Annotated in this window: 14 protein-coding genes and 2 tRNA genes; 13 read left to right on the top strand and 3 right to left on the bottom strand. The window is 60.6% G+C overall.

Annotated features, from left to right (window positions below; translation table 11 throughout):
* Positions 1-200 precede the first annotated feature (200 nt).
* The 12 genes from rpoB (at position 201) to AAGF34_RS02435 (ending at position 17873) form a co-directional block, all read left to right on the top strand.
* Complete coding sequence (rpoB, locus tag AAGF34_RS02490; protein ID WP_342619056.1) at positions 201-4313, top strand: DNA-directed RNA polymerase subunit beta; 4113 nt, start codon at positions 201-203, stop codon at positions 4311-4313.
* A gap of 18 nt (positions 4314-4331) precedes the next feature.
* The gene (rpoC, locus tag AAGF34_RS02485; protein WP_342619055.1) at positions 4332-8555 is read left to right on the top strand and encodes a DNA-directed RNA polymerase subunit beta'; all 4224 of its coding nucleotides are present in this window, start codon (positions 4332-4334) and stop codon (positions 8553-8555) included.
* Between the two features lie 93 nt (positions 8556-8648).
* Positions 8649-9176, top strand: coding sequence for a LemA family protein (locus tag AAGF34_RS02480; RefSeq protein WP_342619054.1), 528 nt, complete (start codon positions 8649-8651; stop codon positions 9174-9176).
* A gap of 7 nt (positions 9177-9183) precedes the next feature.
* Positions 9184-10509, top strand: coding sequence for a 16S rRNA (cytosine(967)-C(5))-methyltransferase RsmB (gene rsmB, locus AAGF34_RS02475; RefSeq protein WP_342619053.1), 1326 nt, complete (start codon positions 9184-9186; stop codon positions 10507-10509).
* A complete protein-coding gene (locus AAGF34_RS02470; RefSeq protein WP_342619052.1) occupies positions 10466-11095 on the top strand; it encodes a DUF4390 domain-containing protein in 630 nt (209 codons plus the stop codon). The genes rsmB and AAGF34_RS02470 overlap by 44 nt, the downstream gene beginning before the upstream one ends.
* Positions 11092-13371 carry an ATP-binding protein gene (locus AAGF34_RS02465; RefSeq protein WP_342619051.1) on the top strand — a complete coding sequence of 760 codons (2280 nt, stop codon included), beginning with the start codon at positions 11092-11094 and terminating at the stop codon, positions 13369-13371. Before AAGF34_RS02470 ends, AAGF34_RS02465 begins: the two co-directional genes overlap by 4 nt.
* Before the next feature lie 35 nt (positions 13372-13406).
* Positions 13407-14084, top strand: coding sequence for a response regulator (locus AAGF34_RS02460; protein ID WP_342619050.1), 678 nt, complete (start codon positions 13407-13409; stop codon positions 14082-14084).
* 54 nt (positions 14085-14138) lie between these two features.
* A tRNA-Phe gene (locus AAGF34_RS02455) sits at positions 14139-14214 on the top strand.
* 170 nt (positions 14215-14384) lie between these two features.
* The gene (locus AAGF34_RS02450) at positions 14385-14822 is read left to right on the top strand and encodes a hypothetical protein (protein ID WP_342619049.1); all 438 of its coding nucleotides are present in this window, start codon (positions 14385-14387) and stop codon (positions 14820-14822) included.
* Between the two features lie 186 nt (positions 14823-15008).
* Positions 15009-15084, top strand: a tRNA-Gly gene (locus tag AAGF34_RS02445).
* Between the two features lie 294 nt (positions 15085-15378).
* A complete protein-coding gene (locus AAGF34_RS02440; protein WP_342619048.1) occupies positions 15379-17241 on the top strand; it encodes a TolC family outer membrane protein in 1863 nt (620 codons plus the stop codon).
* A gap of 74 nt (positions 17242-17315) precedes the next feature.
* A complete protein-coding gene (locus AAGF34_RS02435) occupies positions 17316-17873 on the top strand; it encodes a hypothetical protein (RefSeq protein ID WP_342619047.1) in 558 nt (185 codons plus the stop codon).
* Positions 17874-17888: 15 nt separating this feature from the next.
* Here the strand turns inward: AAGF34_RS02435 and AAGF34_RS02430 are convergent, their stop codons facing one another.
* Positions 17889-19991: a UvrD-helicase domain-containing protein gene (locus tag AAGF34_RS02430; protein WP_342619046.1), complete on the bottom strand. Its 2103-nt coding sequence runs from the start codon at positions 19989-19991 to the stop codon at positions 17889-17891.
* A 147-nt stretch (positions 19992-20138) separates the two neighbouring features.
* Between AAGF34_RS02430 and AAGF34_RS02425 the strand changes: the two genes are divergently transcribed.
* A complete protein-coding gene (locus AAGF34_RS02425; RefSeq protein WP_342619045.1) occupies positions 20139-21125 on the top strand; it encodes an AEC family transporter in 987 nt (328 codons plus the stop codon).
* A 16-nt stretch (positions 21126-21141) separates the two neighbouring features.
* Here the strand turns inward: AAGF34_RS02425 and priA are convergent, their stop codons facing one another.
* On the bottom strand, positions 21142-23385 hold the full coding sequence (priA, locus tag AAGF34_RS02420) for a primosomal protein N' (RefSeq protein ID WP_342619044.1): 2244 nt from the start codon (positions 23383-23385) through the stop codon (positions 21142-21144).
* A 377-nt stretch (positions 23386-23762) separates the two neighbouring features.
* Positions 23763-24872, bottom strand: coding sequence for a uroporphyrinogen decarboxylase (gene hemE / locus AAGF34_RS02415; RefSeq protein ID WP_342619043.1), 1110 nt, complete (start codon positions 24870-24872; stop codon positions 23763-23765).
* Positions 24873-24895: the final 23 nt, after the last annotated feature.

The raw sequence follows: 24895 nt of genomic DNA, 5'->3' as shown, positions 1-24895 counted from the left end.
ACCCAAAAACACCACGAAAAGTGTGTTTTTGAGTGTCTTCTGACCCGACTGCAGAAGATGCCTTGGTACGGGCCGTGTGCAACGCGCGGCCGTCCGCCAATGATTGGTAGTGGCCAATCACCAAGCCTGTTGAGAGTGATGCTCAACGCGACAGTCGCCTGGGAACCGCAGGGTTCCCCTAGTCTTTGCCCGGAGATCGAATGGCTTATACATACACTGAACGCAAGCGAATCCGCAAAAATTTCGGCAGCCGCGACAGCGTGCTTGAAATTCCCTACCTGCTGCAAATGCAAAAGGACGCCTATACCGCGTTCCTGCAGGCCGATGTAGCGCCCAAAAAGCGGACCAATGAAGGTTTGCAAGCGGCATTTGAGGCTGCATTCCCCATCGTCTCGCACAACGGTTTTGTGGAGATGAAGTATCTGGAATACAACTTGGCCAAGCCTGCGTTTGATGTGCGTGAATGCCAGACCCGGGGTCTGACCTTCGCATCGGCTGTGCGCGCCAAGGTTCAGCTGATCATCTATGACCGTGAGTCCTCCACTTCGCAAAACAAGGTGGTCAAGGAAGTGAAAGAGCAGGAGGTCTACATGGGCGAAGTGCCCCTGATGACGACCAAGGGCTCCTTCATCATCAACGGCACCGAGCGCGTGATCGTGTCTCAGTTGCACCGCTCTCCTGGCGTGTTCTTCGAACACGACAAGGGCAAGACACACAGCTCAGGCAAGTTGCTGTTCTCTGCGCGCATCATTCCTTACCGCGGCTCCTGGTTGGACTTTGAATTCGATCCCAAAGACCTGCTGTACTTCCGTGTGGACCGCCGCCGCAAGATGCCGGTCACGATTCTGTTGCGCGCCATCGGCCTCAACAACGAATCCATCCTGGCCAACTTCTTCGTCAATGACAACTTCCGCCTGATGGACAGTGGCGCACAAATGGAATTTGTGGCTGAGCGTCTGCGCGGCGAAGTCGCCCGTTTTGACATCACCGACAAGAGCGGCAAGGTCATCGTGGCCAAGGACAAGCGCGTCACCGCACGCCACACACGCGATCTGGAGCAATCCGGTACCACGCACATCAGCGTGCCCGAAGACTTCCTGATTGGCCGCGTGGTCGCCCGCAACGTGATTGATCCCGACACCGGCGAAATCGTGGCCAAGGCCAACGAGGAAATCACCGAAGCGCTGCTCAAGAAGCTGCGCACAGCCGGCATCCAGGACCTGGCCTGCATCTACACCAACGAGCTGGACCAAGGCGCCTACATTTCGCAAACCCTGCGCACCGATGACACCGCGGACGAGTTCGCTGCGCGCGTGGCCATCTACCGCATGATGCGCCCTGGCGAGCCGCCTACGGAAGACGCTGTGCAGGCCCTGTTCCAGCGCCTGTTCTACAACCCCGACACTTACGACCTGTCGCGCGTGGGCCGTATGAAGTTCAACGCCAAGATGGGCAGCAATGACCCGACGGGCCCCATGGTGCTGACCAACGAAGACATCCTGGCCGTGGTCAAGATCCTGGTGGATTTGCGCAATGGCCGTGGCGAAGTCGATGACATCGATCACCTGGGCAACCGCCGCGTGCGTTGCGTGGGCGAACTGGCCGAGAACCAGTACCGCACCGGTCTGGCACGTATCGAAAAAGCCGTCAAGGAACGTCTGGGGCAGGCCGAGCAAGAGCCGCTGATGCCCCACGACTTGATCAACAGCAAGCCGATTTCCGCAGCGCTCAAGGAGTTCTTCGGTGCGTCGCAGCTGTCGCAGTTCATGGACCAGACCAACCCGCTGGCCGAAATCACCCACAAGCGCCGCGTGTCGGCCCTTGGCCCGGGCGGTCTGACCCGCGAACGTGCCGGCTTCGAAGTGCGCGACGTGCACGTGACCCACTACGGTCGTGTGTGCCCGATTGAAACGCCTGAAGGCCCGAACATCGGTCTGATCAACTCCCTGGCTCTGTATGCCCGCCTGAACGAATACGGTTTCATTGAAACCCCGTACCGTCGCGTGGTGGACAGCAAGGTTACCAACGAGATCGATTACCTGTCCGCCATTGAAGAAGGCAAGTACGTGATTGCCCAGGCCAATGCGACGCTGGACAAGGATGGCAAGCTCACTGGTGACCTGGTGTCTGCCCGTGAAAAGGGTGAATCCATCCTCTGCGGTGCGGAGCGCATCCAGTACATGGACGTGTCGCCTGCGCAGATCGTTTCGGTGGCTGCCTCCCTGGTTCCGTTCCTGGAACACGATGATGCGAACCGTGCTTTGATGGGCGCCAACATGTCACGTCAGGCTGTGCCCGTACTGCGTCCCGAGAAACCCATGGTGGGCACCGGTATCGAGCGCGTGGCGGCGGTGGACTCCGGCACGGTGGTGACCGCTTCCCGTGGCGGTGTGGTCGACTACGTCGACGCGACCCGTATCGTGGTGCGCGTCAATGACAGCGAAGCACAAGCCGGTGAAGTCGGTGTGGACATCTACAACCTGATCAAGTACCAGCGTTCCAACCAGAACACCAATATCCATCAGCGTCCCATCGTCAAGCGTGGTGACAAGCTGGAAAAGGGTGACGTGATTGCCGACGGTGCATCGACCGACCTGGGCGAAATCGCCATCGGTCAGAACATGCTGATCGCCTTCATGCCCTGGAACGGCTACAACTTTGAAGACTCGATCCTGATCTCCGAGCGCGTGGTGGCCGATGACCGCTACACCTCGATTCACATCGAAGAACTCGTGGTGATGGCACGCGACACCAAGTTGGGTGCGGAAGAAATCACTCGCGACATTCCCAACCTGTCCGAGCAACAGCTCAACCGTCTGGATGAGTCCGGCATCATCTACGTGGGTGCCGAAGTCATGCCCGGCGACACGCTGGTAGGCAAGGTCACGCCCAAGGGCGAGACCACGCTGACTCCGGAAGAGAAGCTGCTGCGCGCCATCTTCGGCGAGAAGGCTTCCGACGTGAAGGACACCTCGCTGCGTGTGGATCAGGGCTCGCAAGGTACCGTGATCGACGTGCAGGTCTTCACCCGTGAAGGCATCCAACGCGACAAGCGCGCCCAGCAGATCATTGACGACGAACTCAAGCGTTTCCGTCTGGACCTGAACGACCAGTTGCGCATTGTGGAAGCCGACGCGTTTGACCGTATTGCCAAGCTGCTCGATGGCAAGACTGCCAACGGTGGCCCCAACAAGCTGGCCAAGGGAACCAAGATCGACAAGGCCTATCTGGCTTCCGTCGAGAAGTTCCACTGGTTCGACATCCGTCCCGCCGACGAAGAAGTGGCATCGCAACTGGAGTCCATCAAGAACTCCATCGAGCAACAGCGCCACAGCTTTGACCTGGCTTTTGAAGAAAAGCGCAAGAAGCTCACCCAAGGCGACGAGTTGCCCGCTGGTGTGCTCAAGATGGTCAAGGTCTACATTGCCGTCAAGCGTCGCCTGCAGCCTGGTGACAAGATGGCCGGCCGCCACGGTAACAAGGGTGTGGTTTCCAAGATCACTCCAGTGGAAGACATGCCTTACCTGGCCGACGGTACCCCCGTGGACATCGTGCTGAACCCGTTGGGCGTGCCTTCGCGTATGAACATCGGTCAGGTGCTGGAAGTGCATCTGGGTTGGGCCGGCAAGGGCCTGGGCCAGCGCATCGGTGACATGCTGCAACGCGAAGCCGCGGCCAGCGAAATCCGTGGTTTCCTGGAAAAGGTATACAACAGCACCGGCCGTAAGGAAGACCTGGCACAACTGTCTGACGACGAAGTCAAGCAGATGGCGCAAGAGCTCACCAGCGGTGTGCCGTTCGCCTCGCCCGTGTTCGATGGCGCCACCGAGAAGGAAATCGGTGACATGCTGCAACTGGCCTATCCGGATGACGTGGCCAAGGCCAAGGGCCTGACCGCCACACGTACGCAGGCACAGTTGTACGACGGCCGCTCCGGCGATGCCTTCGAACGCACCACCACCGTGGGCTATATGCACTACCTCAAGCTGCACCACTTGGTTGATGACAAGATGCACGCTCGCTCCACAGGCCCCTATAGCCTGGTTACGCAACAACCTCTGGGCGGTAAAGCCCAGTTCGGTGGACAGCGTTTCGGTGAAATGGAAGTGTGGGCGCTGGAAGCGTATGGCGCTTCCTACGTCCTGCAGGAAATGCTCACCGTCAAGTCCGATGACGTGCAAGGTCGTACCAAGGTGTACGAAAACATCGTCAAGGGCGAACACTCCATCGAAGCCGGCATGCCGGAATCGTTCAATGTGCTGGTCAAGGAAATCCGTTCCTTGGGCCTGGACATCGAACTCGAACGTTCTTAAAGACAAGGGAAAGAGCACATGAAATCATTACTCGACCTGTTCAAGCAGTTCACCCCGGACGAGCATTTCGATGCCATCCGGATTGGCATGGCCTCGCCCGAAAAGATCCGTTCCTGGTCCTTCGGCGAAGTGAAGAAGCCCGAGACCATCAACTACCGTACCTTCAAGCCTGAGCGTGACGGCCTGTTCTGCGCCAAGATCTTCGGGCCCATAAAGGACTACGAATGCCTGTGCGGCAAGTACAAGCGCCTGAAGCACCGCGGCGTGATCTGCGAGAAATGCGGCGTTGAAGTGACACAGACCAAGGTGCGTCGTGAGCGTATGGGTCACATCGACCTGGCTGCGCCCTGCGCCCACATCTGGTTCCTCAAGTCGCTGCCGTCCCGTCTGGGTCTGGTGCTGGACATGACACTGCGTGACATCGAACGCGTGCTGTACTTTGAAGCTTATGTGGTGACCGACCCCGGCATGACTCCGCTGAAGAAATTCAGCATCATGTCCGAAGACGATTTCGACGCCAAGTTCAAGGAATACGGCGATGAATTCCAGGCCAAGATGGGCGCCGAAGGCATCAAGGACCTGCTGCAGAACATCGATATCGAACGCGAAATCGAAAAGCTGCGCAACGACCTGACCGGCTCCGAGCTCAAGATCAAGAAGAACGCCAAGCGCCTGAAGGTGCTGGAAGCCTTCAAGAAGTCCGGCATCAAGCCCGAGTGGATGGTGCTGGACGTGCTGCCCGTGCTGCCACCGGACCTGCGTCCGTTGGTGCCGCTGGACGGCGGCCGTTTTGCGACCTCCGACCTGAACGACCTGTACCGCCGCGTGATCAACCGTAACAGCCGTCTGCGCCGTCTGCTGGAACTCAAGGCACCGGAAATCATTGCGCGCAACGAAAAGCGCATGTTGCAGGAAGCAGTGGACAGCTTGCTGGACAACGGCCGCCGCGGCAAGGCCATGACTGGCGCCAACAAGCGCGCACTCAAGTCCCTGGCTGACATGATCAAGGGTAAATCCGGTCGTTTCCGTCAGAACTTGCTGGGCAAGCGCGTGGACTATTCCGGTCGTTCCGTGATTACCGTGGGCCCAACCCTCAAGCTGCACCAGTGCGGTCTGCCCAAGCTGATGGCCTTGGAACTGTTCAAGCCCTTCATCTTCGCGCGCCTGGAAGCTATGGGCATTGCCACCACCATCAAGGCGGCCAAGAAAGAAGTCGAAGCCGGTACACCGGTGGTGTGGGACATCTTGGAAGAGGTCATCAAGGAACACCCCGTGATGCTCAACCGTGCGCCTACGCTGCACCGTCTGGGTATCCAGGCCTTTGAACCCATCCTGATCGAAGGCAAGGCCATCCAGCTGCACCCCCTCGTTTGCGCGGCCTTCAACGCCGACTTCGACGGTGACCAGATGGCTGTTCACGTGCCCCTGTCGGTGGAAGCACAGATGGAAGCCCGCACCCTGATGCTGGCCTCCAACAACATCCTGTTCCCCGCTAACGGCGAGCCTTCCATCGTTCCTTCTCAGGACGTGGTGCTGGGTCTGTACTACACGACCCGCGAAAAAATCAACGGCAAGGGCGAAGGCCTGATCTTCTCCGACACCGGTGAAGTGCAGCGTGCGTTTGACGCGGGTGAAGTGGAACTCAACGCCCGCATCAATGTGCGTCTGACCGAGTACACCAAGGACAAGGAAACCGGCGAGTTGGTGCCTTCGACCAAGCTGTGGGAAACCACCGCGGGCCGTGCCCTGCTGTCCGAAATTTTGCCCAAGGGACTGCCCTTCTCCAACCTGAACAAGGCACTGAAGAAGAAGGAAATCTCCAAGCTGATCAACGTGTCCTTCCGCAAGTGCGGTCTGAAGGAAACCGTGGTGTTCGCCGACAAGCTGTTGCAAAGCGGTTTCCGTCTGGCCACGCGCGCCGGTATCTCCATCTGCATCGACGACATGCTGGTGCCGCCAGAAAAGCAAAGCATCATCGAGCGCGCCCAGAAGGAAGTCAAAGAGATCGAGCAGCAATACGTCTCCGGTCTGGTGACGGCTGGCGAGCGCTACAACAAGGTGGTGGACATCTGGGGCAAGTCGGGTGACGAAGTGTCCAAGGTGATGATGGCCAAGCTCTCCAAGGAGACCGTGACCGATCGCCATGGCAAGCAAGTCTCGCAAGAGTCGTTCAACTCCATCTACATGATGGCCGACTCCGGTGCCCGCGGTTCTGCTGCGCAGATCCGTCAGGTGGCCGGTATGCGGGGTCTGATGGCCAAGCCTGACGGCTCCATCATCGAGACGCCTATTACCGCGAACTTCCGCGAAGGTCTGAACGTGTTGGAGTACTTCATCTCCACCCACGGTGCCCGTAAGGGTCTGGCCGACACCGCGCTGAAGACTGCCAACTCGGGTTACCTGACCCGTCGTCTGGTGGACGTGACGCAGGATCTGGTTGTGACCGAACAGGACTGCGGAACGCACGCCGGTTACCTGATGCGCGCCATCGTCGAAGGCGGTGAAACCATTGAATCCCTGCGCGACCGAATCCTCGGACGCACCACAGCGGATGAAGTGCTGCACCCCGAAACCCGTGCCGTGCTGGCCGAAGCGGGCGAAATGCTCGACGAAGACAAGATCGAAGAGCTTGAAGCCGCAGGTGTGGACGAAGTCAAGGTGCGTACCGCACTGACTTGCGAAACCCGCTTTGGTATCTGCGCCAAGTGCTACGGACGCGACTTGGGCCGTGGCGGCCTGATCAATGGCGGCGAAGCCGTCGGTGTGATCGCTGCCCAGTCCATCGGCGAACCCGGTACCCAGCTGACCATGCGTACCTTCCACATCGGTGGTGCGGCATCCCGTGCTGCCATCGCCTCCAGCGTGGAAGCCAAGTCCAACGGCGTGATCGGCTTTAACGCCACCATGCGCTATGTGACCAACAGCAAGGGCGAACTGGTGGTGATTTCCCGTTCCGGCGAGATCGTCATCCAGGACGAACACGGCCGTGAGCGTGAGCGCCACAAGGTGCCGTATGGCGCTGTGCTGACCATCAAGGCAGACCAGACCATCAAGGCTGGCGCCATTTTGGCCAACTGGGATCCGCTGACCCGACCCATCATTACCGAATTCGCCGGCAAGGCGCATTTCGAGAATGTGGAAGAAGGCCTGACGGTTGCCAAGCAGGTCGACGAAGTCACCGGTCTGTCGACCCTGGTGGTTATCGATCCCAAGCGTCGTGGTGCCGCCAAGGTGGTGCGTCCGCAGGTCAAGCTGATCGACGCATCTGGCCACGAAGTCAAGATCCCCGGTACCGACCACTCCGTGACCATCGGCTTCCCGGTGGGCGCGCTGGTGCAGGTGCGTGACGGTCAGGACGTGGGCCCCGGCGAAGTGCTGGCCCGTATCCCAATCGAAGGCCAGAAGACCCGCGACATTACCGGTGGTCTGCCCCGCGTGGCCGAGCTGTTCGAAGCCCGTTCCCCCAAAGACAAGGGCGTGCTCGCCGAAGTCACGGGTACGGTCTCCTTCGGCAAGGAAACCAAGGGCAAGGTCCGCTTGCAGATTACCGATCCAGACGGCAAGGTCTGGGAAGAGCTGGTGCCCAAGGAAAAGAACATCCTGGTGCACGAAGGCCAGGTGGTCAACAAGGGCGAGTCCGTGGTGGACGGCCCGGCCGATCCGCAGGACATCCTGCGCCTCTTGGGTTCCGAAGAACTGGCCCGCTACATCGTGGACGAAGTCCAGGACGTCTACCGCTTGCAAGGCGTGAAGATCAACGACAAGCACATCGAAGTGATTGTTCGTCAGATGCTGCGCCGTGTGGTGGTGGAAGCCGCTGGTGACTCCAACTACATCAATGGTGAACAGGTTGAGCGTTCCGAGATGCTCAACACCAACGACGCCCTGCGCGCCGAAGGCAAGGTGCCCGCCACCTTCACCAACTTGTTGCTGGGTATCACCAAGGCATCCTTGTCCACCGACAGCTTCATCAGTGCGGCTTCCTTCCAGGAAACCACCCGCGTGCTGACCGAAGCCGCCATCATGGGCAAACGCGACGAGCTGCGCGGCCTGAAGGAAAACGTGATCGTCGGTCGTCTAATTCCTGCCGGAACCGGTCTGGCCTATCACGAAGCCCGCAAGGTTCGCGAGAAGATGGACGACGCCGAGCGCCGTGCCATTGCCGAAGCCGAAGCCGCCGAACTGGCGGGTGCTGGCGAGTCGGCCGATGCCGCTGCTGACGAAGGTGTGGCTGGCGAGTAATCGCTACCAGCGGCCTTCCATGAAACGCCCCAAGCCCGCCCCGGGCCTTGGGGCGTTTTTATTGGCCGCAGTGTTATCCAGTATGCTGTTTGCATGAGCGCGTCCGTCCTGACCTGGTTGTTGGCTGCCACCACCGTGTTCTGGTGCGTGGGGCTGTACAACCGCTTGATGCGCTTGCGCGCAAGAGGTCTGGATGCACTCGGCTCCGTGGAAAAGAACCTGCGGGTTTACATCAGCCTGGTGGATGCCCAGTTCCCCAACGAAGAGGGAAGCTTCATACCGCTGGTTTGGGCTGACTTGGCGCGATATGTACAGTCCATCGATGCCCATTGCAAGGCGGCGCGCGGCGCGCCCCTTGCTGCAGCTCAGCTCCAGGGCCTGGGTCAGATTGTGGATGCCATAGAGCGAGAGTGGGCGCGCATTAGCGAACAAGCCGAAAACCTGGAGCAACCTCCCTTGTCCGACGCGATGCAGAAGCTCTGGCAGGAGGCTGCCTTGAAAGTACGCACCGCACGTGGCGGATTCAACCAGATTGTGGACCGCTACAACGAGGCATTGCATCAGTTCCCTGCCAGCATGGTGGTGGACATGATGGGGTTCAAGCCAGCGGGAAACCTTTAGCAAATCAATGCAACAGACAACAGAACAGATTCCGCTGTGGCGGCAACTGCTGGCCACTGCGCAAGTGGTACAGGCCGTGCGATCCGGTGCGTCCGGGAGTGCCGCGGTAGAAGCGGTGGCGCCCGAGTTGCGCCCTGGCGTGCAGGCGCTCGCCTTTCAGGCCTGGCGCAATGCCGGCCGTGCCGAGGCATTGCGCAGGCAACTAGCGCGCAAGGCGCCTCCACCCGCAGTCGATGCTTTGCTGTGCCTGGCACTGGCCCTGCTGTGGCGTGAGGAAGATTCACCTTATGACGCTTTCACTCTGGTGAACCAGTGCGTGGAAGCGGCCAAGCAGCATACGCAAACACGGGCCCAGGCCGCGTTCATCAATGCCTGTCTGCGCCGCTTCCTGCGCGAGCGGGAGGCACTGGTTGCCTCCACCGACACGGATCTGCAGGCGCGCTGGAACCATCCGCTGTGGTGGATACGGCGTCTGCAAAAAGACCATCCCGACCACTGGGAAGCCATTTTGCTGGCTGCCAATCGGCAAGCGCCCATGGCTTTGCGGGTGAATGGGCGCAAGACCTCGGTTCCGGCCTACCTGGAGCGTCTGGCCGAAGCGGGCATTGCAGCGCACGCGGTGGGACTCAGTGGCATTGAGCTGGAGCGCGCGGTGCCGGTGCATCAACTGCCCGGCTTTGCGGAGGGAGCGGTATCCGTGCAGGATGCCGCCGCCCAGATGGCAGCACCGCTGTTGCTGGCCGGATTGGAAGGACTGGACTCCAAGCGCGTACTGGACGCGTGCGCTGCGCCCGGTGGCAAGACCGGCCACTTGCTGGAGTGCGGTGTCGGAGAAGTAGTTGCTCTGGACGTGGATGCCAGGCGCTGCAAACGCATTGCCGAGAACCTGGAGCGACTGGGATTGCAGGCCACGGTCAAGGCGGCAGATGCCGGTCAACCACAGAGCTGGTGGGATGGGCGCCAGTTTGATGCCATCCTGCTGGATGCACCCTGTACCGCCTCCGGCATTGTTCGCCGTCATCCCGACGTGCGCTGGCTGCGCCGTGAGAGCGACATTGCCCAGCTCGCAGCCCTGCAAAAGAAGTTGCTGCAGACGCTCTGGTCCCTGCTGGCGCCCGGCGGCCGCCTGCTGTATTGCACGTGCTCGGTGTTCCTCGCCGAGGGGGCCGGGCAAGTGCAAACGTTTCTTGCACACAACACCGATGCTGCACTGCTGCCGTCACCGGGGCATTTAATCCCGGCAAACCCCATGAAAGCCGATGCAGTCACGGACAATCACAACGGTGACCATGACGGATTTTTCTACGCACTCCTGCAAAAACAGGCTGTTTGATTGCAGCCTGCGGCTGTTGCTGGCGTGGCTGCTGATGTTCGTGGCCCTGGCGCATGCGCAAGTCACGACCGAAATCACCCAGTTGCGGCTGGAACGTGCAGATGAAGAGTGGCTGCTGTCGGCCCAGGTGCAGTTCGAGATGCCCTCGGCGGTAGAAGATGCTTTGGTCAAAGGTATACCGATGGTGTTTGTGGTCAGCGCTGAAGTGCTTCGTGAACGCTGGTACTGGTATGACCGTCGTGTGACGTTTGCAGAGCGCCATATGCGCCTGGCCTACCAGCCGCTCACCCGCCGCTGGCGTCTGAACGTCAGTCCGGGCGCCATCGCCAGCACCGGTGCCGGGCTGGCGCTCAGTCAGAACTTCGATACCCTGGCCCAAGCCTTGGTGGCCATCAAGCGTATCGCTAAATGGAAGATTGCCGACGTGTCCGACCTGGACGCATCCGCCAAGTACAAGCTTGATTTCCGCTTCAAGCTCGACCTGGGGCAATTGCCCCGTCCGTTCCAGATTGGCGCCATCGGCCAGTCAGATTGGGACATCTCCGTTGGCGTACTGACACCGTTCTCCACCGAGACCGGCAAATGACCGAATCCTTGCAGACCGCGCCTACAGTGCGCCACACGTCGCGCGCCGTGCGACGCACCGTGACGGTGGCAGCAGCATGCATGGTGCTCATAGGCGCCGTGCTGCTGTACATGCTGATGCAGGCGACCAATAACCGCGATTTGTACGAGCGCAACTACGCGCTGCTGTTTTCCGTCAATGTGGCGGTGGCTTCCGTGCTGCTGGTGGCCATTGTGTGGGTGGCCTACCGCCTGTTCATGCGTTTGCGGCAAGGACGCTTCGGTAGTCGCCTTCTGGTCAAGCTCGCGGCGATCTTCGCATTGGTCGGCTTCGCACCCGGCCTGTTGATCTACGTAGTGTCCTACCAGTTCGTGTCGCGTTCCATCGAGACCTGGTTTGACGTCAAGGTTGAAGGCGCGCTTGACGCAGGCCTGAGCCTGGGGCGGGTGACGTTGGATACCCTGTCCAGCGAGTTCAGTGCCAAGGTCCGCGCGGCTGCGCCACAGCTCAATGACGTGTCCGAGGCTGGCGCCGGATTGCAGTTGGAAAAGCTCGTCGATCAACTGGGAGCGTCCGAAATCGCCATCTGGACATCCGGCGGCAGATTGGTTGCCACAGGCGGCCAGACACGTATTCAGCTCAACCCAGACAAGCCCACGAGTGCGCAGTTCCGCCTTGCCAAATCTGAGCGTGCCGCGGCTTGGATCGATGGCCTGGAAGAGGCAACGCCCGACTCGCTCGCGGCGTCGCGCATCCGCGTGCTGGTGCCTCTGGCGCTGTCGGGTCTGGGTCTGAGCCCCGAGCCCCATTTCCTGCTGGTGTCCAAGGCGTTGCCACGCAATCTTGTGGCCAATGCACTGGCCGTGGACACCGCGAACCGGGAGTACCAAGAGCGCGCATTGGCACGCGTGGGCCTCAAGCGCATGTACATCGGCACGTTGACGCTCAGCCTGTTTCTGGCGGTGTTCGGCGCAGTGCTGCTGGCCGTGGTGCTGGGCAATCAGTTGGCGCGGCCTCTGCTGCTGTTGGCCGAAGGCGTCAGCCAGGTTGCAGCCGGAGATCTGCGCCCCAAGCTGGCCATGCAGGGCAAGGACGAGCTGGGCGGATTGACGCGCGCGTTCGCCACCATGACCGCCCAATTGGCCGATGCCCGGGCCGCTGTGGAGCACAGCATGGCGGAAGTGGACGCTGCGCGTGCCAACCTGCAGACCATCCTGGACAATCTGACTGCCGGCGTCATCGTGCTGGACCGGCAGGGCGCTTTGCTCTCAGCCAATCCGGGAGCTACCCGCATACTGAAGGTCCCTCTGGCCGCACATCAAGGTCAGGTGCTGTCCAGCATTCCTGGCCTGGAGGATTTCGGCCAGTCCGTGCAAATCCAGTTCACGGAATTTCTGCTGGCCAAGCAGGAACGCGAGCCGGATCATTGGCAGCAAACTTTCGAATTGGGTGTCAGCAGTGCACCCATGCATGCCCCGTTTGACCGCGCCTTGACCATCGTGGCACGTGGTGCCGAATTGCCGGGCGATACGCGCCTGCTGGTGTTTGACGATATTTCCGAGATCGTGTCGGCGCAGCGCGCCCAGGCCTGGGGTGAAGTGGCACGGCGACTTGCGCACGAGATCAAGAATCCGCTGACCCCCATCCAGTTGTCGGCCGAACGTCTGGAGCTCAAGCTGTCGGGCAAGCTCGAACCCGCCGAACAGCAAGTCCTCAACAAATCCGTCAAGACCATCGTGGACCAGGTCGATGCCATGAAGCGCTTGGTCAATGAGTTCCGTGACTATGCGCGCCTTCCGGCGGCGGAACTCAAGCCGGTGGACCTGAATGCCTTGGTGCAGGACGTGCTGCATCTGTACGACGCCGAGTCTCCGCGCGTGCAGGTCTTGCTGGAGTTGGATGCCAAGTGTCCCAAGGTTCGGGGTGACGCACATCAGTTGCGCCAAGTCATTCACAACTTGCTGCAAAACGCCCAGGATGCGACCGAGTCGCAAAATCTGGAGCAGGGCTCGGATGGGCACATCGTGGTGCGCACCGTATGGCAGGAGACCAAAGGACGCGTGCGCCTGAGCGTACTCGACCAGGGAACCGGTTTCGCTGAAGCCATCCTCAAGCGGGCCTTTGAACCTTACGTCACCACCAAGGTCAAAGGCACCGGACTGGGGCTTGCGGTGGTCAAGAAAATAGCCGATGAACACGGCTCGCGTGTGGACATCAGCAATCGTGTTGTGGACGGCAAAGTCGTAGGTGCGCAAGTGTCGTTATCATTGGCCGTTGTAAATAGCTCACAGACTTGAGCCTTTAGACATACTCCAAGGAATTCGCGGACACGATGGCAAACATTTTGGTGGTCGATGACGAGCATGGAATCCGGGACCTGCTCTGGGAAATCCTCAACGACGAAGGGCATCAGGTTGAACTTGCCGAGAACGCGGCACAGGCCCGTTCAGCCCGTGTGCGCGAGCGACCGGATCTGGTTCTGCTGGACATCTGGATGCCCGATACGGACGGCGTCACCCTGCTCAAGGAGTGGTCGGCATCCGGTTTGCTGAACATGCCTGTCATCATGATGAGCGGTCATGCAACCATAGACACGGCGGTCGAAGCTACAAAGATCGGCGCCTTGGCCTTTTTGGAAAAACCCATCACCATGCAGAAGCTGCTCAAGGCAGTGGAGCAAGGTTTGACGCGTGGCAATCTTCGAAAGGCCGCCCAACCTGAAGTGCCCTCCAAAGAGCTTGTCCTGGCCGAATCAGTGGACGCTTCTGCCCAGGCACTTGCAAACGGAGTAGAGGCCGGCCCACAACCCAACCAGAGCTTTTTGTTGGACAAGCCGCTGCGCGAAGCACGTGATGAATTCGAAAAGGCCTATTTCGAGTATCACCTTGCGCGTGAAAATGGTTCCATGACTCGGGTTGCTGAAAAAACCGGCCTGGAGCGTACCCATCTGTACCGCAAGCTCAAGCAGTTGGGCGTGGACCTTACCCGAGGCAAACGCCAGGCAGCCTGAGCCGAACGCCTGTCTGCCGAAGTTGCGAAAAGTTGATGCTATAATTCAAGGCTCGGCCCGGTAGCTCAGTCGGTAGAGCAGAGGATTGAAAATCCTTGTGTCGGTGGTTCGATTCCGCCCCAGGCCACCAATAACGACGCGCCCCAGTACCCTTTTGGATACCGGGGCGTTTCTACGTCTGGTGTGTGATCTTCATGATTTGCCCCGGTACCCGTGCCGCAATTTACCAATTGAATAAGCTGTAGCCCGAACTATCATGAAAGTGTCGGGGGTGATTTCATTCTTTCAGGGGCCAATCAAATGACAAGACAGTTGAGAGGGCTGGCATTCATTCCTGCGCTTGTATTCGTAATGCTTGCGGGGACAGGCGGTCAGGCGCAGGAGCGTGCCGTCTACAAATGTATGGATGCGACTGGGATTGTCGTGTTCTCGGACAAGGAATGCCAAGGCAGGCTGTCCAAGTTGAACATCAATGCGCCGTCAGACGCCGAGATGACGCAGCAAAAGGCCGAGCACGACGCCAAGGTTGCCCGCGACAAGGCACTGGCCGATGAGGTTGAAGCCAGACGCTTGGCGCAGGAGCAAGTAGCGCGTGCTGCGCAAGACCAGCAGTCTAGGGTGAATAGGGATCTTGCGAATAAAGTGGAGCAGGACAGAGCGCAGAAAAACTCCAACGTGAACAGCGCCCCCAACGTCATGCAGTCTGCTCCGACCAATACCGTTCCCTTCAAGTACTGAGTAAGAAGCTCGTATTGGGGCTGGAGAGGTCGTTGTCGGTGTACAATAGAAGACTTGCTTCGGGTAACAGGGTTCTCTTCAAAAGAGAAAAAACCTTGAGTTGTACATTGATACAGCCCGAAGCCATCAATTGGAATTTCCATCGCGAAGATGGGATTTCATCTGACCACAAAAATGGTCGCTTATGCGGGATTAGCTCAGTTGGTAGAGCGATACCTTGCCAAGGTATAGGTCGAGAGTTCGAGCCTCTTATCCCGCTCCAACATTAGGACATCATGGCTCAAGCTGCCATGATGTCCTGTCTGTGCAATCCCTTCACGCCCGTACCACATAACGCATTGCCAACCACCGGGGCAGGCCCTATATTCGGGCCATCTGACAGTGTGGGTTGCGCTCTTGGGGGCACACTGAAATTCAACGAACAATAAATATCATCGTGCACCAGAAATTTGTAATCTCATCGTTTGTCGTATGTGTGCTCACTGCGCAACCGGGTTGGGCTCAGTCGGCTTCCGAAGCCAAACTAGCGACCCTTCCTGAACCGATGGTGCTGGCGGTGAAAAAAGCAGTTGGTAGCAACCCAGAGGTACAGGCCAAGCTGGCTGCCTTTGCTGTGGCCGACAGCCTGCGCGATATTGCAAAGGCCGGTTTCTTGCCGCAAGTGGACTTCTCTGCCTCTGCCGGCCCCGAGAACCGCACCACCCCAACTGTGCCCAGCACCAATTACGACACCAGTTCTGCCAAGCTCACGGTCAATCAGATTCTGTTTGACGGCTTTTTCACTTCCAACGAAGTGCACCGCCTGACTGCGGCCAAACGCACCCGGTATTACGAGTTGCTGGAGACCGCAGAAAACACCGCGCTGGAGGCCGTCAAGGCCTATGCCGATGTGGTGCGTTACCGTGAGCTGGTTGAGCTGGCAACACAGAATTACGTGGATCACAAGCAATCGGCCAATTTGGTCGAGGAGCGTGTGAACGCGGGGGTAGGGCGTCGCGTGGACCTGGAGCAGGCTACGGGGCGAGTGGCGCAAGCCGAGTCGAATCTGTTGACCGAATTGACCAACTTGCACGACGTCAGCGCCCGTTACTTGCGTGTTGTAGGCGAGGTCCCGCCGCGCAATCTGCCCGCGTTGGCAGAGCCCTTCAAGCTCGGCACGATGCCTGCCAGCGCTGAAGCTCTGATGCGAGATGGCATTCAGAACAGTCCGACCTTGCTGGCCGCGCTTCAAAATGCGCGGGCCAGCCAAATCGCAATCGCCTCCGCCAAGGCGGGGTACATGCCGCGTGTGGATCTACAGGGTTACGCCACCAGTGGCAACAACAACTCGGTTGCCGGCGAAAACAGGGCGATGGGCGCGGCCGTGGCGCTGACCTACAACCTGTTCAAAGGTGGGGCGGACAGGGCCAATGAAAAGATGGCTACTTTCAACTCCGATCAGGCGCGGGATCTGCAGAACAAAGCCTGCCGTGACGTACGTCAAGTGCTTTCGCTGGCTTACAGTGATGTGCGTAGCCTGAGCGAGAAGCTGGACTACGAGGACCGGCACCGGCTTGCCAGTGAAAAGACGCGCGAGGCCTACCGCCAGCAGTTTGAAATTGGTCAGCGCACCTTGCTCGATTTGCTGGACACCCAAAACGAATTTTTCCAGGCCTCCCGTTCGTACACCATCGCCCGCCACGATCAGGCAGCGGCGCAGGCACGCACACTGGCAGCCATGGGCCAACTCATCAACACCGTGGGCGCGGCACGTGCCGACATGCCAGGCAACAAGGAGTCTGATGAACAGGACAAGACGGACGTGAACGCCATGTGCAAAGGCGTGGAGACTGCCGTCGACACGGTGGCAAACATCAAGGCTGGATTGAACTTCGGCAAACCCGAAAAGCCTACCGGATCCTACGTGGTGCTATTGCCGGACCGCGACAACGTGGTGGGCAAGGTCATTGTCGAAGGCAAGGGCGGCAAGCAAGTGCTTCAGGATGCGCAGCAGGGTGTCAAAGCCGATGGTGGTGGCGCAGCCTTTGCAGTGAGTGATGAGCAGCTGAAACGGGATTTCGGAGCGGTAATGGCGGCTCTGCCCAAGGCGCCGGAGCGATTTGTTCTGTATTTCCAGCGAGGCAGCGATGTGCTGACTACGGAGTCCACGGCCTTGCTCTCCAAAATCATCGAGCGAGCGGCAGCCCATCCGGGCCTGGACGTGTCGGTGATCGGTCACACGGACACTTCGGGTTCAGAAAAGGCGAACGAGTTGTTGGGCCGTAAGCGCGCCCATTTTGTCGTCCAGCAACTGATCACCTTGGGGCTCAAGGTGGAAGCCATATCCGAAGAGTCGGCTGGCAAGAAGATGCTGGAAGTGGCCACGCCGGACAACACCAGGGAACAGCGCAATCGCCGTGTGGAAGTCATTTTGCGTTGAGCTGTTGTACACAATTCAATGGAACAAACGGTTCGTAGTGCGGTAACATTTCGCTAATTTCAAGAAAGTCTCACATGCTCAGCAGGTTTTTTGGCAAGCGCGACAAGTCTGACGACTCGCCAACCCAAGAGGCGAAGGTCACGCGTGGTATAGAGGTCATCGAAGATGATCCGGATACGGCTTGGGGTATGTGGGACAGTGCAGTTGCGGAACAGCAGACCCCTCCGGCGTCGGCATCAACACCATCACCTCAACCCGTAGCCTCCAAAGCGGCGCCGCAGGCAAGCGCACCTGCACCCGTGCAGGCGCCCCCTGCAAGCGCAATTGCCGATGCGCCCACCAAACCGATCCCCCTGGAGGAGATGACGCTGGATCAGCGCAAGGAAGCCGCCCTGGCCGTGGTGGAACTGCACCACAAGCGCATTGCCAACACGATACGCACCCTGTGGGGCTACAAGGAATGCAGCGTCTACATCAACAAGCTAATCATGTCCGGTGGCGACGGCATGGGACACGCCCGCGTCGGCTTCAACCAGGAAGCGGTGCAAGCCATGCTGGCACTCTCTGACCTGCATGACTCCGAGTTTGGTCCGCCCGACACACCCAGCGGTGGTCTGGGCCTGTCCATCTAAGCCCTTTCCATTGACTTAGCGGTTGGTGGCGGCTGCCGCAGCCGATGCCTGTGCCTTGAGTGCGAACTCGGCGCGTAGCGCCCGCAGTTTCTCGCGCGGATCTTCCTTCACCGTGGCCTGGTCAAGTGCCATCTCGGCAATGAACCGGCTCGGCAATGCGGCGACAAGCTCGCGTCCCTTCTTGCGTCGCCGGGTCCAGCTCACGGCCAGACTGCGTTGGGCGCGCGTGATGCCCACATACATCAGGCGCCGCTCTTCCTGCAAGCGGCTCGCCAGATCCTCATTAACGGCCTCGGCGCTACGCTTGCCATCGCCGTTGGCGTCTTCATTGAGCTTGAAAGGCAGCACGCCTTCGTTCACGCCCACCAGCATCACGTGGGGCCACTCCAGGCCTTTGGACGCGTGCAGGGTCGACAGGGTCACCACGTTCTGGTCCTTCTCGCGCTCGCTGATGGTGGAGAGCAGTGCAATGGTCTGAGAGACCTCCAGCAGGTTCTTGATTTCACGCTCATCCACCCCCGCCACGCCCTCCACCTGGCCGCCGCAGCGCTGGGCCATCCATTCGCAGAATTCGGTCACATTGGCCCATTTGGAGGCCGCCAGCTTCTCGCTGTCTTCGCCGTCATACAGGTGCTGCTCGTAGCCGATCTCCTTGAGCCATTCGGCCAGGAACACGCCGGCGTTTTCAGCGCCTTCGGTATGGCGGGCGCGGAACTGCAGGTCATTCACATAGCGGCCGAACTCGTGCAGGCTGCCCAGTGCCTTGCCGCTCAGCACCGAGCCCAGCGAGGAGGAAAACAACGCCTCGAACAGGCTGATCTTGTACTGGTTGGCAAAGGTGCCCAGGGTGCCCAGGGTCTGGTGCCCTATGCCGCGTTTGGGCGTGGTGACGGCACGCACGAACGCCGGGTCGTCGTCGTTGTTGGCCCACAGGCGGAACCAGGCACACAGGTCGCGGATTTCGGCGCGGTCAAAAAAGCTCTGCCCCCCGGAGACCTTGTAGGGGATGTTGGCCTTGCGCAGCGCTTTTTCGAACGGTTTGGCTTGGTGATTGGCGCGGTACAGCACGGCAAAGTCGCGGAACTCGCGGTACTGCGCGCCCGCCTGGGCCAAGGTGCCCTCGGCGCGCAGGCTCTGGATGCGGGCCACCGCGCGCTCGGCTTCGTGTTCTTCGCTGTCGGCGTCCACTACCCGCACCGGTTCGCCTTCGCCCAGGTCGCTCCACAGGTTCTTGGGAAAGAGCTTGGGGTTGGGGCCGATCACATTGTTGGCCGCGCGCAGGATGGCACTGGTGGAGCGGTAGTTCTGCTCCAGCTTGATGACCTTGAGCGTCGGGAAGTCCACCGGCAGCTTCTTCAGGTTGTCCAGGGTGGCGCCACGCCAGCCATAAATAGATTGGTCGTCGTCGCCCACTGCGGTGAAGCGCGCGTCCCGCGGGTTCTCTCCAACCAGCAGCTTGAGCATTTCGTACTGCGTGGCGTTGGTGTCCTGATATTCATCCACCAGCACATGGCCCATCTGGGCCTGCCAGCGCTGGCGCACTTCGGGATGGTTCTGCAGCAGCTTGAGTGGCAGGCTGATCAGGTCGTCAAAGTCCACGCTCTGGTAGGCGATCAGGCGCTCCTCAAAGCGCGCCATCACGATGGCAGCCACGCGCTCTTCCTCGTTGGCCGCCTGCGCCAGGGCCTGGGCTGCGTTCAGGCCGGCGCTCTTCCAGCCGCTGATGGTCCACTGCCACTGGCGCGCCGTAGCGGCGTCGGTGGTGCCGCCGGCGTCCTTGAGGATGCTGGTGATGTCGTCCGTGTCCAGAATGGAGAAGTTGGGTTTGAGGCCCATCACCGTGCCATCCTGGCGCAGCATGCGCACGCCCAGCGAGTGGAAGGTGGAAACCACCACTTCCTTGGCCTGCTTGCCGATCAGGCCCTTGGCACGTTCCCGCATTTCGGCCGCGGCCTTGTTGGTGAAGGTGATGGCGGCTATGCGCTTGGGCGCCATGCCCATCTGGATCAGCCGGGCAATCTTGTGCGTGATCACGCGGGTCTTGCCCGACCCCGCACCGGCCAGCACCAGACAGGGGCCGTGCAGATAGTTCACGGCCTCTTGCTGGGCGATATTCATTCCGGATGGGGAGGCTGCAGACATAGAGGGAGCGGACGGGGACAGGTGGGCAAACAAAAGGCGAGGGCTGATCTTAACGGCCTGCCACCTGTCGCGCGCACGACCCGGGATTGCGGGGCGCCGTGCGATCACGTTGACAATGGCGCGGTGCTGGCCATTCTGACGATCACCTTTCCCTTTTTTGCCCTGGTCGCCTGTGGCTACCTGGCTGCGCGCTGCAGGATGCTGGCGCTCTCGGCGATTCCCGGCCTGAACAGCTTTGTGCTGTTCTTTGCGCTGCCTTGCATGTTGTACCGGTTTGGCGCGTCCGCTCCGCTGGCTGAGCTGCTGGCACCTCAGTTGGCGTTGACCTACCTTCTGTGCGCCTTGCTGATGGTGTCGCTTTGCCTTTGGCTGACCCGGCGCGGGCGCACCGGCTGGAACGATGCCGCCTTTGGCGCACTGGTGGCTGCTTTCCCGAATACCGGGTTCATGGGCGTGCCCTTGCTGGTGGCCCAGCTGGGGCAGGCGGCCGCCACACCGGTCATCGTGTCCCTGGTTGTGGACATGGTGGTCACCTCCAGCCTGTGTATTGCCCTCTCACGCTTGGGGCTGCATGTGTCGGATGGAGCACCCCATGCAAGCGCCGCGGAGGCGGCGGCCAAGGCCTTGCGGGGTGTGGCTGCCAATCCCTTGCCCTGGGCCATTTTTGCCGGTGCCTGTGTTTCCTGGTTGCATTGGGAGTTGCCGCAACCCGTAGGCAAGACCTTGGGCTTGCTGGCCGATGCAGCCTCACCGGTCGCGTTGTTCACCATTGGTGCTGTTTTGGCGCGGTCTCAGATACTGTCGGCAACCGACCGGACACACGCCGTACCTTGGCAAGCCTATCTGCCCGTCGCCGCCCTCAAGTTGTTTGTCCACCCGGCGCTGGTCTGGGGTGTGGGGTCGGCTGCCATTGCCTTGGGCATTGCGCTCCATCCTTTTGCACTCAAGGTGCTGGTATTGCTGGCAGCCCTGCCCAGTGCCAGCAATGTGGTGCTTCTGGCCGAGCGTTACGGTGCCGACAGTGGACGCATCGCCCGCATCATCCTGGCTTCCACAGTGGCGGCCTTCTTCACATTCTCTGGTGCCGTCGCTCTGCTGAGCGTGCGCTAACTTCTGTCAGCTGGGGCTAGATCGCCAACGGGTCCACATCCACCGCCCAGCGGATCAGGCCCTTGCATTCCGGCGCAGAGCGGCTGGCATGCAGCACGTCGTGCCATGCCGCCAGGAACTTCTGCAGGGCCGAGCGCGAGGGGCTTTCCACCAGCATCTGGGCACGCTCGATGTTGGCTACGCGCTGGATCGCCATGGGGACGGCCGGGTACACCGACACCTGCTCCAGGATGGGAGCCCAACCCGGCCACTGTGCCATGTCCTCCAAAGCCGACATGCGCGCCAGGTTCAGAAAGGCTTGTGCCGCCTCCTGCGTGCGGGCTTCCGCCCGCACCAGCGCCTGCGCGCTGAAAGGTGGCATGCCGGCCTGTTCCCGTTCCAGCAGTTGCTGATCGGCAAAGGCCGGGTAGTCGTGCGCCTTGAGTGCAGCATAAAGCGGGTGCGCCGGTTGGAATGTCTGTATCCAGACTTCGCTGCTTTCACCCAATGCCGCGTCGCGTCCGGCACGGCCTGCGGCCTGCATCAGCAGGCTGAACAGGCGCTCGGGCGCACGAAAGTCGCTGGAGAACAAGGCGCCATCGGGGTTGACCGCTGCCACCAGCGTGATGCGGCGGAAGTCATGGCCCTTGGCAATCATCTGGGTGCCCACCAGCACATCCACGTCACCGGCATGGACGGCGGCCAGTTGTTCTTCCAAGGCACCCTTCAGGCGGGTGCTGTCGGCATCAATACGGGCAATGCGCAGCGGCTCACCCTGCGGGTGCTCCGCGCTGGCGGTCCCCGGGCGCCGCACATCGGCCAGCAGTTCGGCGAGTTGCTCTTCCAGCTGCTCGGTGCCACGTCCCATGGGCTCTATGTCCAGATTGCCGCAGGCCGGGCAGGCGCGTGGCACGCGCTCGGTAAAGCCGCAGTGGTGGCAGCGCAGGGTGCGGTCTATTTTGTGGAAGACCCGGAAGGTCGAGCAATGCGGGCACTCGCTCTTCCAGCCGCAATCGGCACAGTGCAGCACCGGTGCATAGCCGCGCCGGTTCAGGAACACCATGCACTGTTCGCCGCGCGCCACCCGCTCCTTGATGGCTTCCAGCAGCGGTGTGGAAAACACGGCCCTGCGGGGCTGGTGGTTCATATCCACACGCCGCACCAGGGGCAAGCCTGCGGGGGTGCCCGACTGCAGCCGCATGGCCTGGCGCGCGGCGGTGGCCAGGCTCTGCACGCTGGGGGGTGAAACATCGGGTGCCGCAGGTAACACCGAAGTGCCTTCTTCGGCGCCTATGCGGCTGGGCATATGTAGCCGCTGGTAGCGACCGCCCTGGTCAGCCGGGCGGCTGTGGTACCAGCTCTCCAATGACGGGGTGGCTGAACCCAGGATGACCTTCGCGCCCTCCAGCTTGCCCCGGTACACCGCCAGGTCGCGCGCCGAATAGCGTGCACCTTCGCTGCTCTTGTAGCTGGGATCATGCTCTTCGTCCACCACGATCAGGCGCAGGGCCGGCAGGGAGGCGAAAACGGCCATGCGCGTGCCCAGCACGATGCGCGCGCAGCCGCTGTGTGCCGCCAGCCAGCTTTTCAGGCGCTGCGGGTTGGTCATGCCGCTGTGCAGGGAGACCACCGCCTGTTCGCCATACAGGGGCGCGAAGCGGGCCAGGAAGCGCGCTTCCAACTGTGGCGTGAGGTTGATTTCCGGCACCATGACCAGCGCCTGGGCATGCGGGTCCTGTGCCAGCAAGGTCTGTACGCAGTGCAGGTACACCTCGGTCTTGCCGCTGCCGGTGGCGCCAAACAGCAGAAACGGTCCGGGTTGCTGGCGGATCTGCTCCACCACTTCGGCCTGTTCGGGGCTCAGCGTTTGCGCCGTTTGCATCGCGGCAGGCATTGCATCGGTGGATTTCTTGCGCTTGAGCCGACGCTGCATCTGCTGGGGCGAGAGGTCCCGCAACTGCGGTGGCAGGGCCGCCAACGCCACTTCACCAACCGAACGCTGGTAGTACTGGGCGGCAAATGTCACCAACTGCTGCCATGGCGTGCCCAAAGGCGCTATACCTTCCAGCACGTCAGCGATGTCACGCACCTTGTCCGGGTCGATCTCGCCGGTGGCATCTGCCGCACTCGGTTCCCAGACCAGGCCCAAGGTCTCGCGTGTACCCAGCGGCACCCGCACCAGCGTGCCACTCGGCAACGGTTGCGGGTTGCGGTAGGTCAGCACCGGCCCCAGGGCGGAATGCGCGGGGGTCTGAACGAGTACGCAGAGCCAGGTGGTCATGGAGTGAGGGCGGGTGAAACCGGTACTGGAACGTTCGCAGCTGGGTGCTCAGTTGGGGTGTTTAGTTGATGTAATTCTGAGGAAGGAAGGCTAAGTGCTTGATTTACAAACCATTTGTGAGTAGTTCAGAGTTTCTGTGGATAACTTTGTTCATATCTTGGACCGACACCTGTCAACGCCTTGTAAATCAAGGCTTTCGCCGGAATGCCCAGAAAAAAAGCAAAGTTTTAAATCCTTACAAATCAACAACTTACACGCGCTATGGAGTTTGTAGCGCAATATGCACCGTTTCCGATTTGCTGCTGTGCCGCATCCCTCATTTTGTGCATAAGTAGTGATGCGGTCGCTTGCAAGGTGCCAAAAACGTGGTATAGAAATTACCGTCGCTGCACTTTTGAGTGGCTGTGCACGGCTTCGACCAGTGCTGCAACGTTTTCGGGCGGCGTGTACTGGCTGATGCCATGGCCGAGGTTGAAAATGTGCGTGGGTCCGGTGCCCGTGCCCTGATACGGTGTGCCAAAGCTGTCGAGCACGCGTGCCACTTCGGTAGCGATTTGCACGGGCGGTGCGAACAGCACATTCGGGTCGATATTGCCTTGCAGTGCTTTGCCAGGGCCGTTCTCGGTTCCGCCCACCAGGGCACGTGCAATACCCAGATTGACTGTCCAGTCCAGGCCCAGCACTTCGCAGTCGAGTGGTGCCATGTCTTTCAGCCACAGGCCACCGCCCTTGGTGAACACAATGCGCGGCACCACCTTACCGTCCACGCCGACACGCTTGAGCTGCGCCAGCACCCGCTTGGTATAGGCCAGTGAGAAGTCCTGGAACGCACCATCGGCTAGCACACCGCCCCAGCTGTCAAAAACCATCACGGCCTGGGCGCCGGCGTCAATCTGGGCATTCAGGTAGGTGGCCACGGCATCGGCATTCACCGCCAGCATGCGGTGCATCAGGTCCGGGCGGCTGTACAGCATGGTCTTGACCAGACGGTAATCGTCCGAGCCCTTGCCTTCGACCATGTAGCAGGCCAGTGTCCAGGGGCTGCCGGAGAAGCCGATCAGGGGAACACGGCCATTGAGTGCCTTGCGGATGGAGGTGACGGCATCGAACACATAGCGCAGCTTGTCCATGTCCGGCACTTCCAGCTTGGCGACGGCGGCTTCATCGCGCACAGCGGTGGCAAAACGCGGGCCTTCGCCCTGCGCGAAGGACAGGCCCAGACCCATGGCATCGGGCACGGTCAGGATGTCACTGAACAGGATGGCGGCATCCAGTGGGTAGCGTTCCAGCGGCTGCAGCGTTACTTCGGTTGCGTAGTCGGTGTTGGTGGCCAGCCCCATGAAGCTGCCTGCCTTGGCACGGGTGGCGCAGTATTCCGGCAGGTAACGCCCGGCTTGGCGCATCAGCCACAAGGGCGTGTAGTCCGTAGCCTGGCGCATGCAGGCGCGCAGGAATGTATCGTTCTGGAGCGGGGCAAAAGTGGTCATGAGGCAGCGCAGCTTGGCGTTAG

It is taken from the genome of Rhodoferax sp. GW822-FHT02A01, from assembly GCF_038784515.1.
Taxonomy (GTDB): Bacteria; Pseudomonadota; Gammaproteobacteria; order Burkholderiales; family Burkholderiaceae_C; genus Allorhodoferax.
This window is presented reverse-complemented; position numbering and strand designations above follow the sequence as displayed.

Coding starts and splice junctions, on each gene's coding strand:
- AAGF34_RS02450 (WP_342619049.1), top strand. CDS start 14,385: ATGACAAGACAGTTGAGAGGGCTGGCATTCATTCCTGCGCTTGTATTC.
- AAGF34_RS02465 (WP_342619051.1), top strand. CDS start 11,092: ATGACCGAATCCTTGCAGACCGCGCCTACAGTGCGCCACACGTCGCGC.
- AAGF34_RS02480 (WP_342619054.1), top strand. CDS start 8,649: ATGAGCGCGTCCGTCCTGACCTGGTTGTTGGCTGCCACCACCGTGTTC.
- AAGF34_RS02430 (WP_342619046.1), bottom strand. CDS start 19,991: ATGAATATCGCCCAGCAAGAGGCCGTGAACTATCTGCACGGCCCCTGT.
- rpoC (WP_342619055.1), top strand. CDS start 4,332: ATGAAATCATTACTCGACCTGTTCAAGCAGTTCACCCCGGACGAGCAT.
- rpoB (WP_342619056.1), top strand. CDS start 201: ATGGCTTATACATACACTGAACGCAAGCGAATCCGCAAAAATTTCGGC.
- hemE (WP_342619043.1), bottom strand. CDS start 24,872: ATGACCACTTTTGCCCCGCTCCAGAACGATACATTCCTGCGCGCCTGC.
- priA (WP_342619044.1), bottom strand. CDS start 23,385: ATGACCACCTGGCTCTGCGTACTCGTTCAGACCCCCGCGCATTCCGCC.
- rsmB (WP_342619053.1), top strand. CDS start 9,184: ATGCAACAGACAACAGAACAGATTCCGCTGTGGCGGCAACTGCTGGCC.
- AAGF34_RS02470 (WP_342619052.1), top strand. CDS start 10,466: ATGACGGATTTTTCTACGCACTCCTGCAAAAACAGGCTGTTTGATTGC.
- AAGF34_RS02435 (WP_342619047.1), top strand. CDS start 17,316: ATGCTCAGCAGGTTTTTTGGCAAGCGCGACAAGTCTGACGACTCGCCA.
- AAGF34_RS02460 (WP_342619050.1), top strand. CDS start 13,407: ATGGCAAACATTTTGGTGGTCGATGACGAGCATGGAATCCGGGACCTG.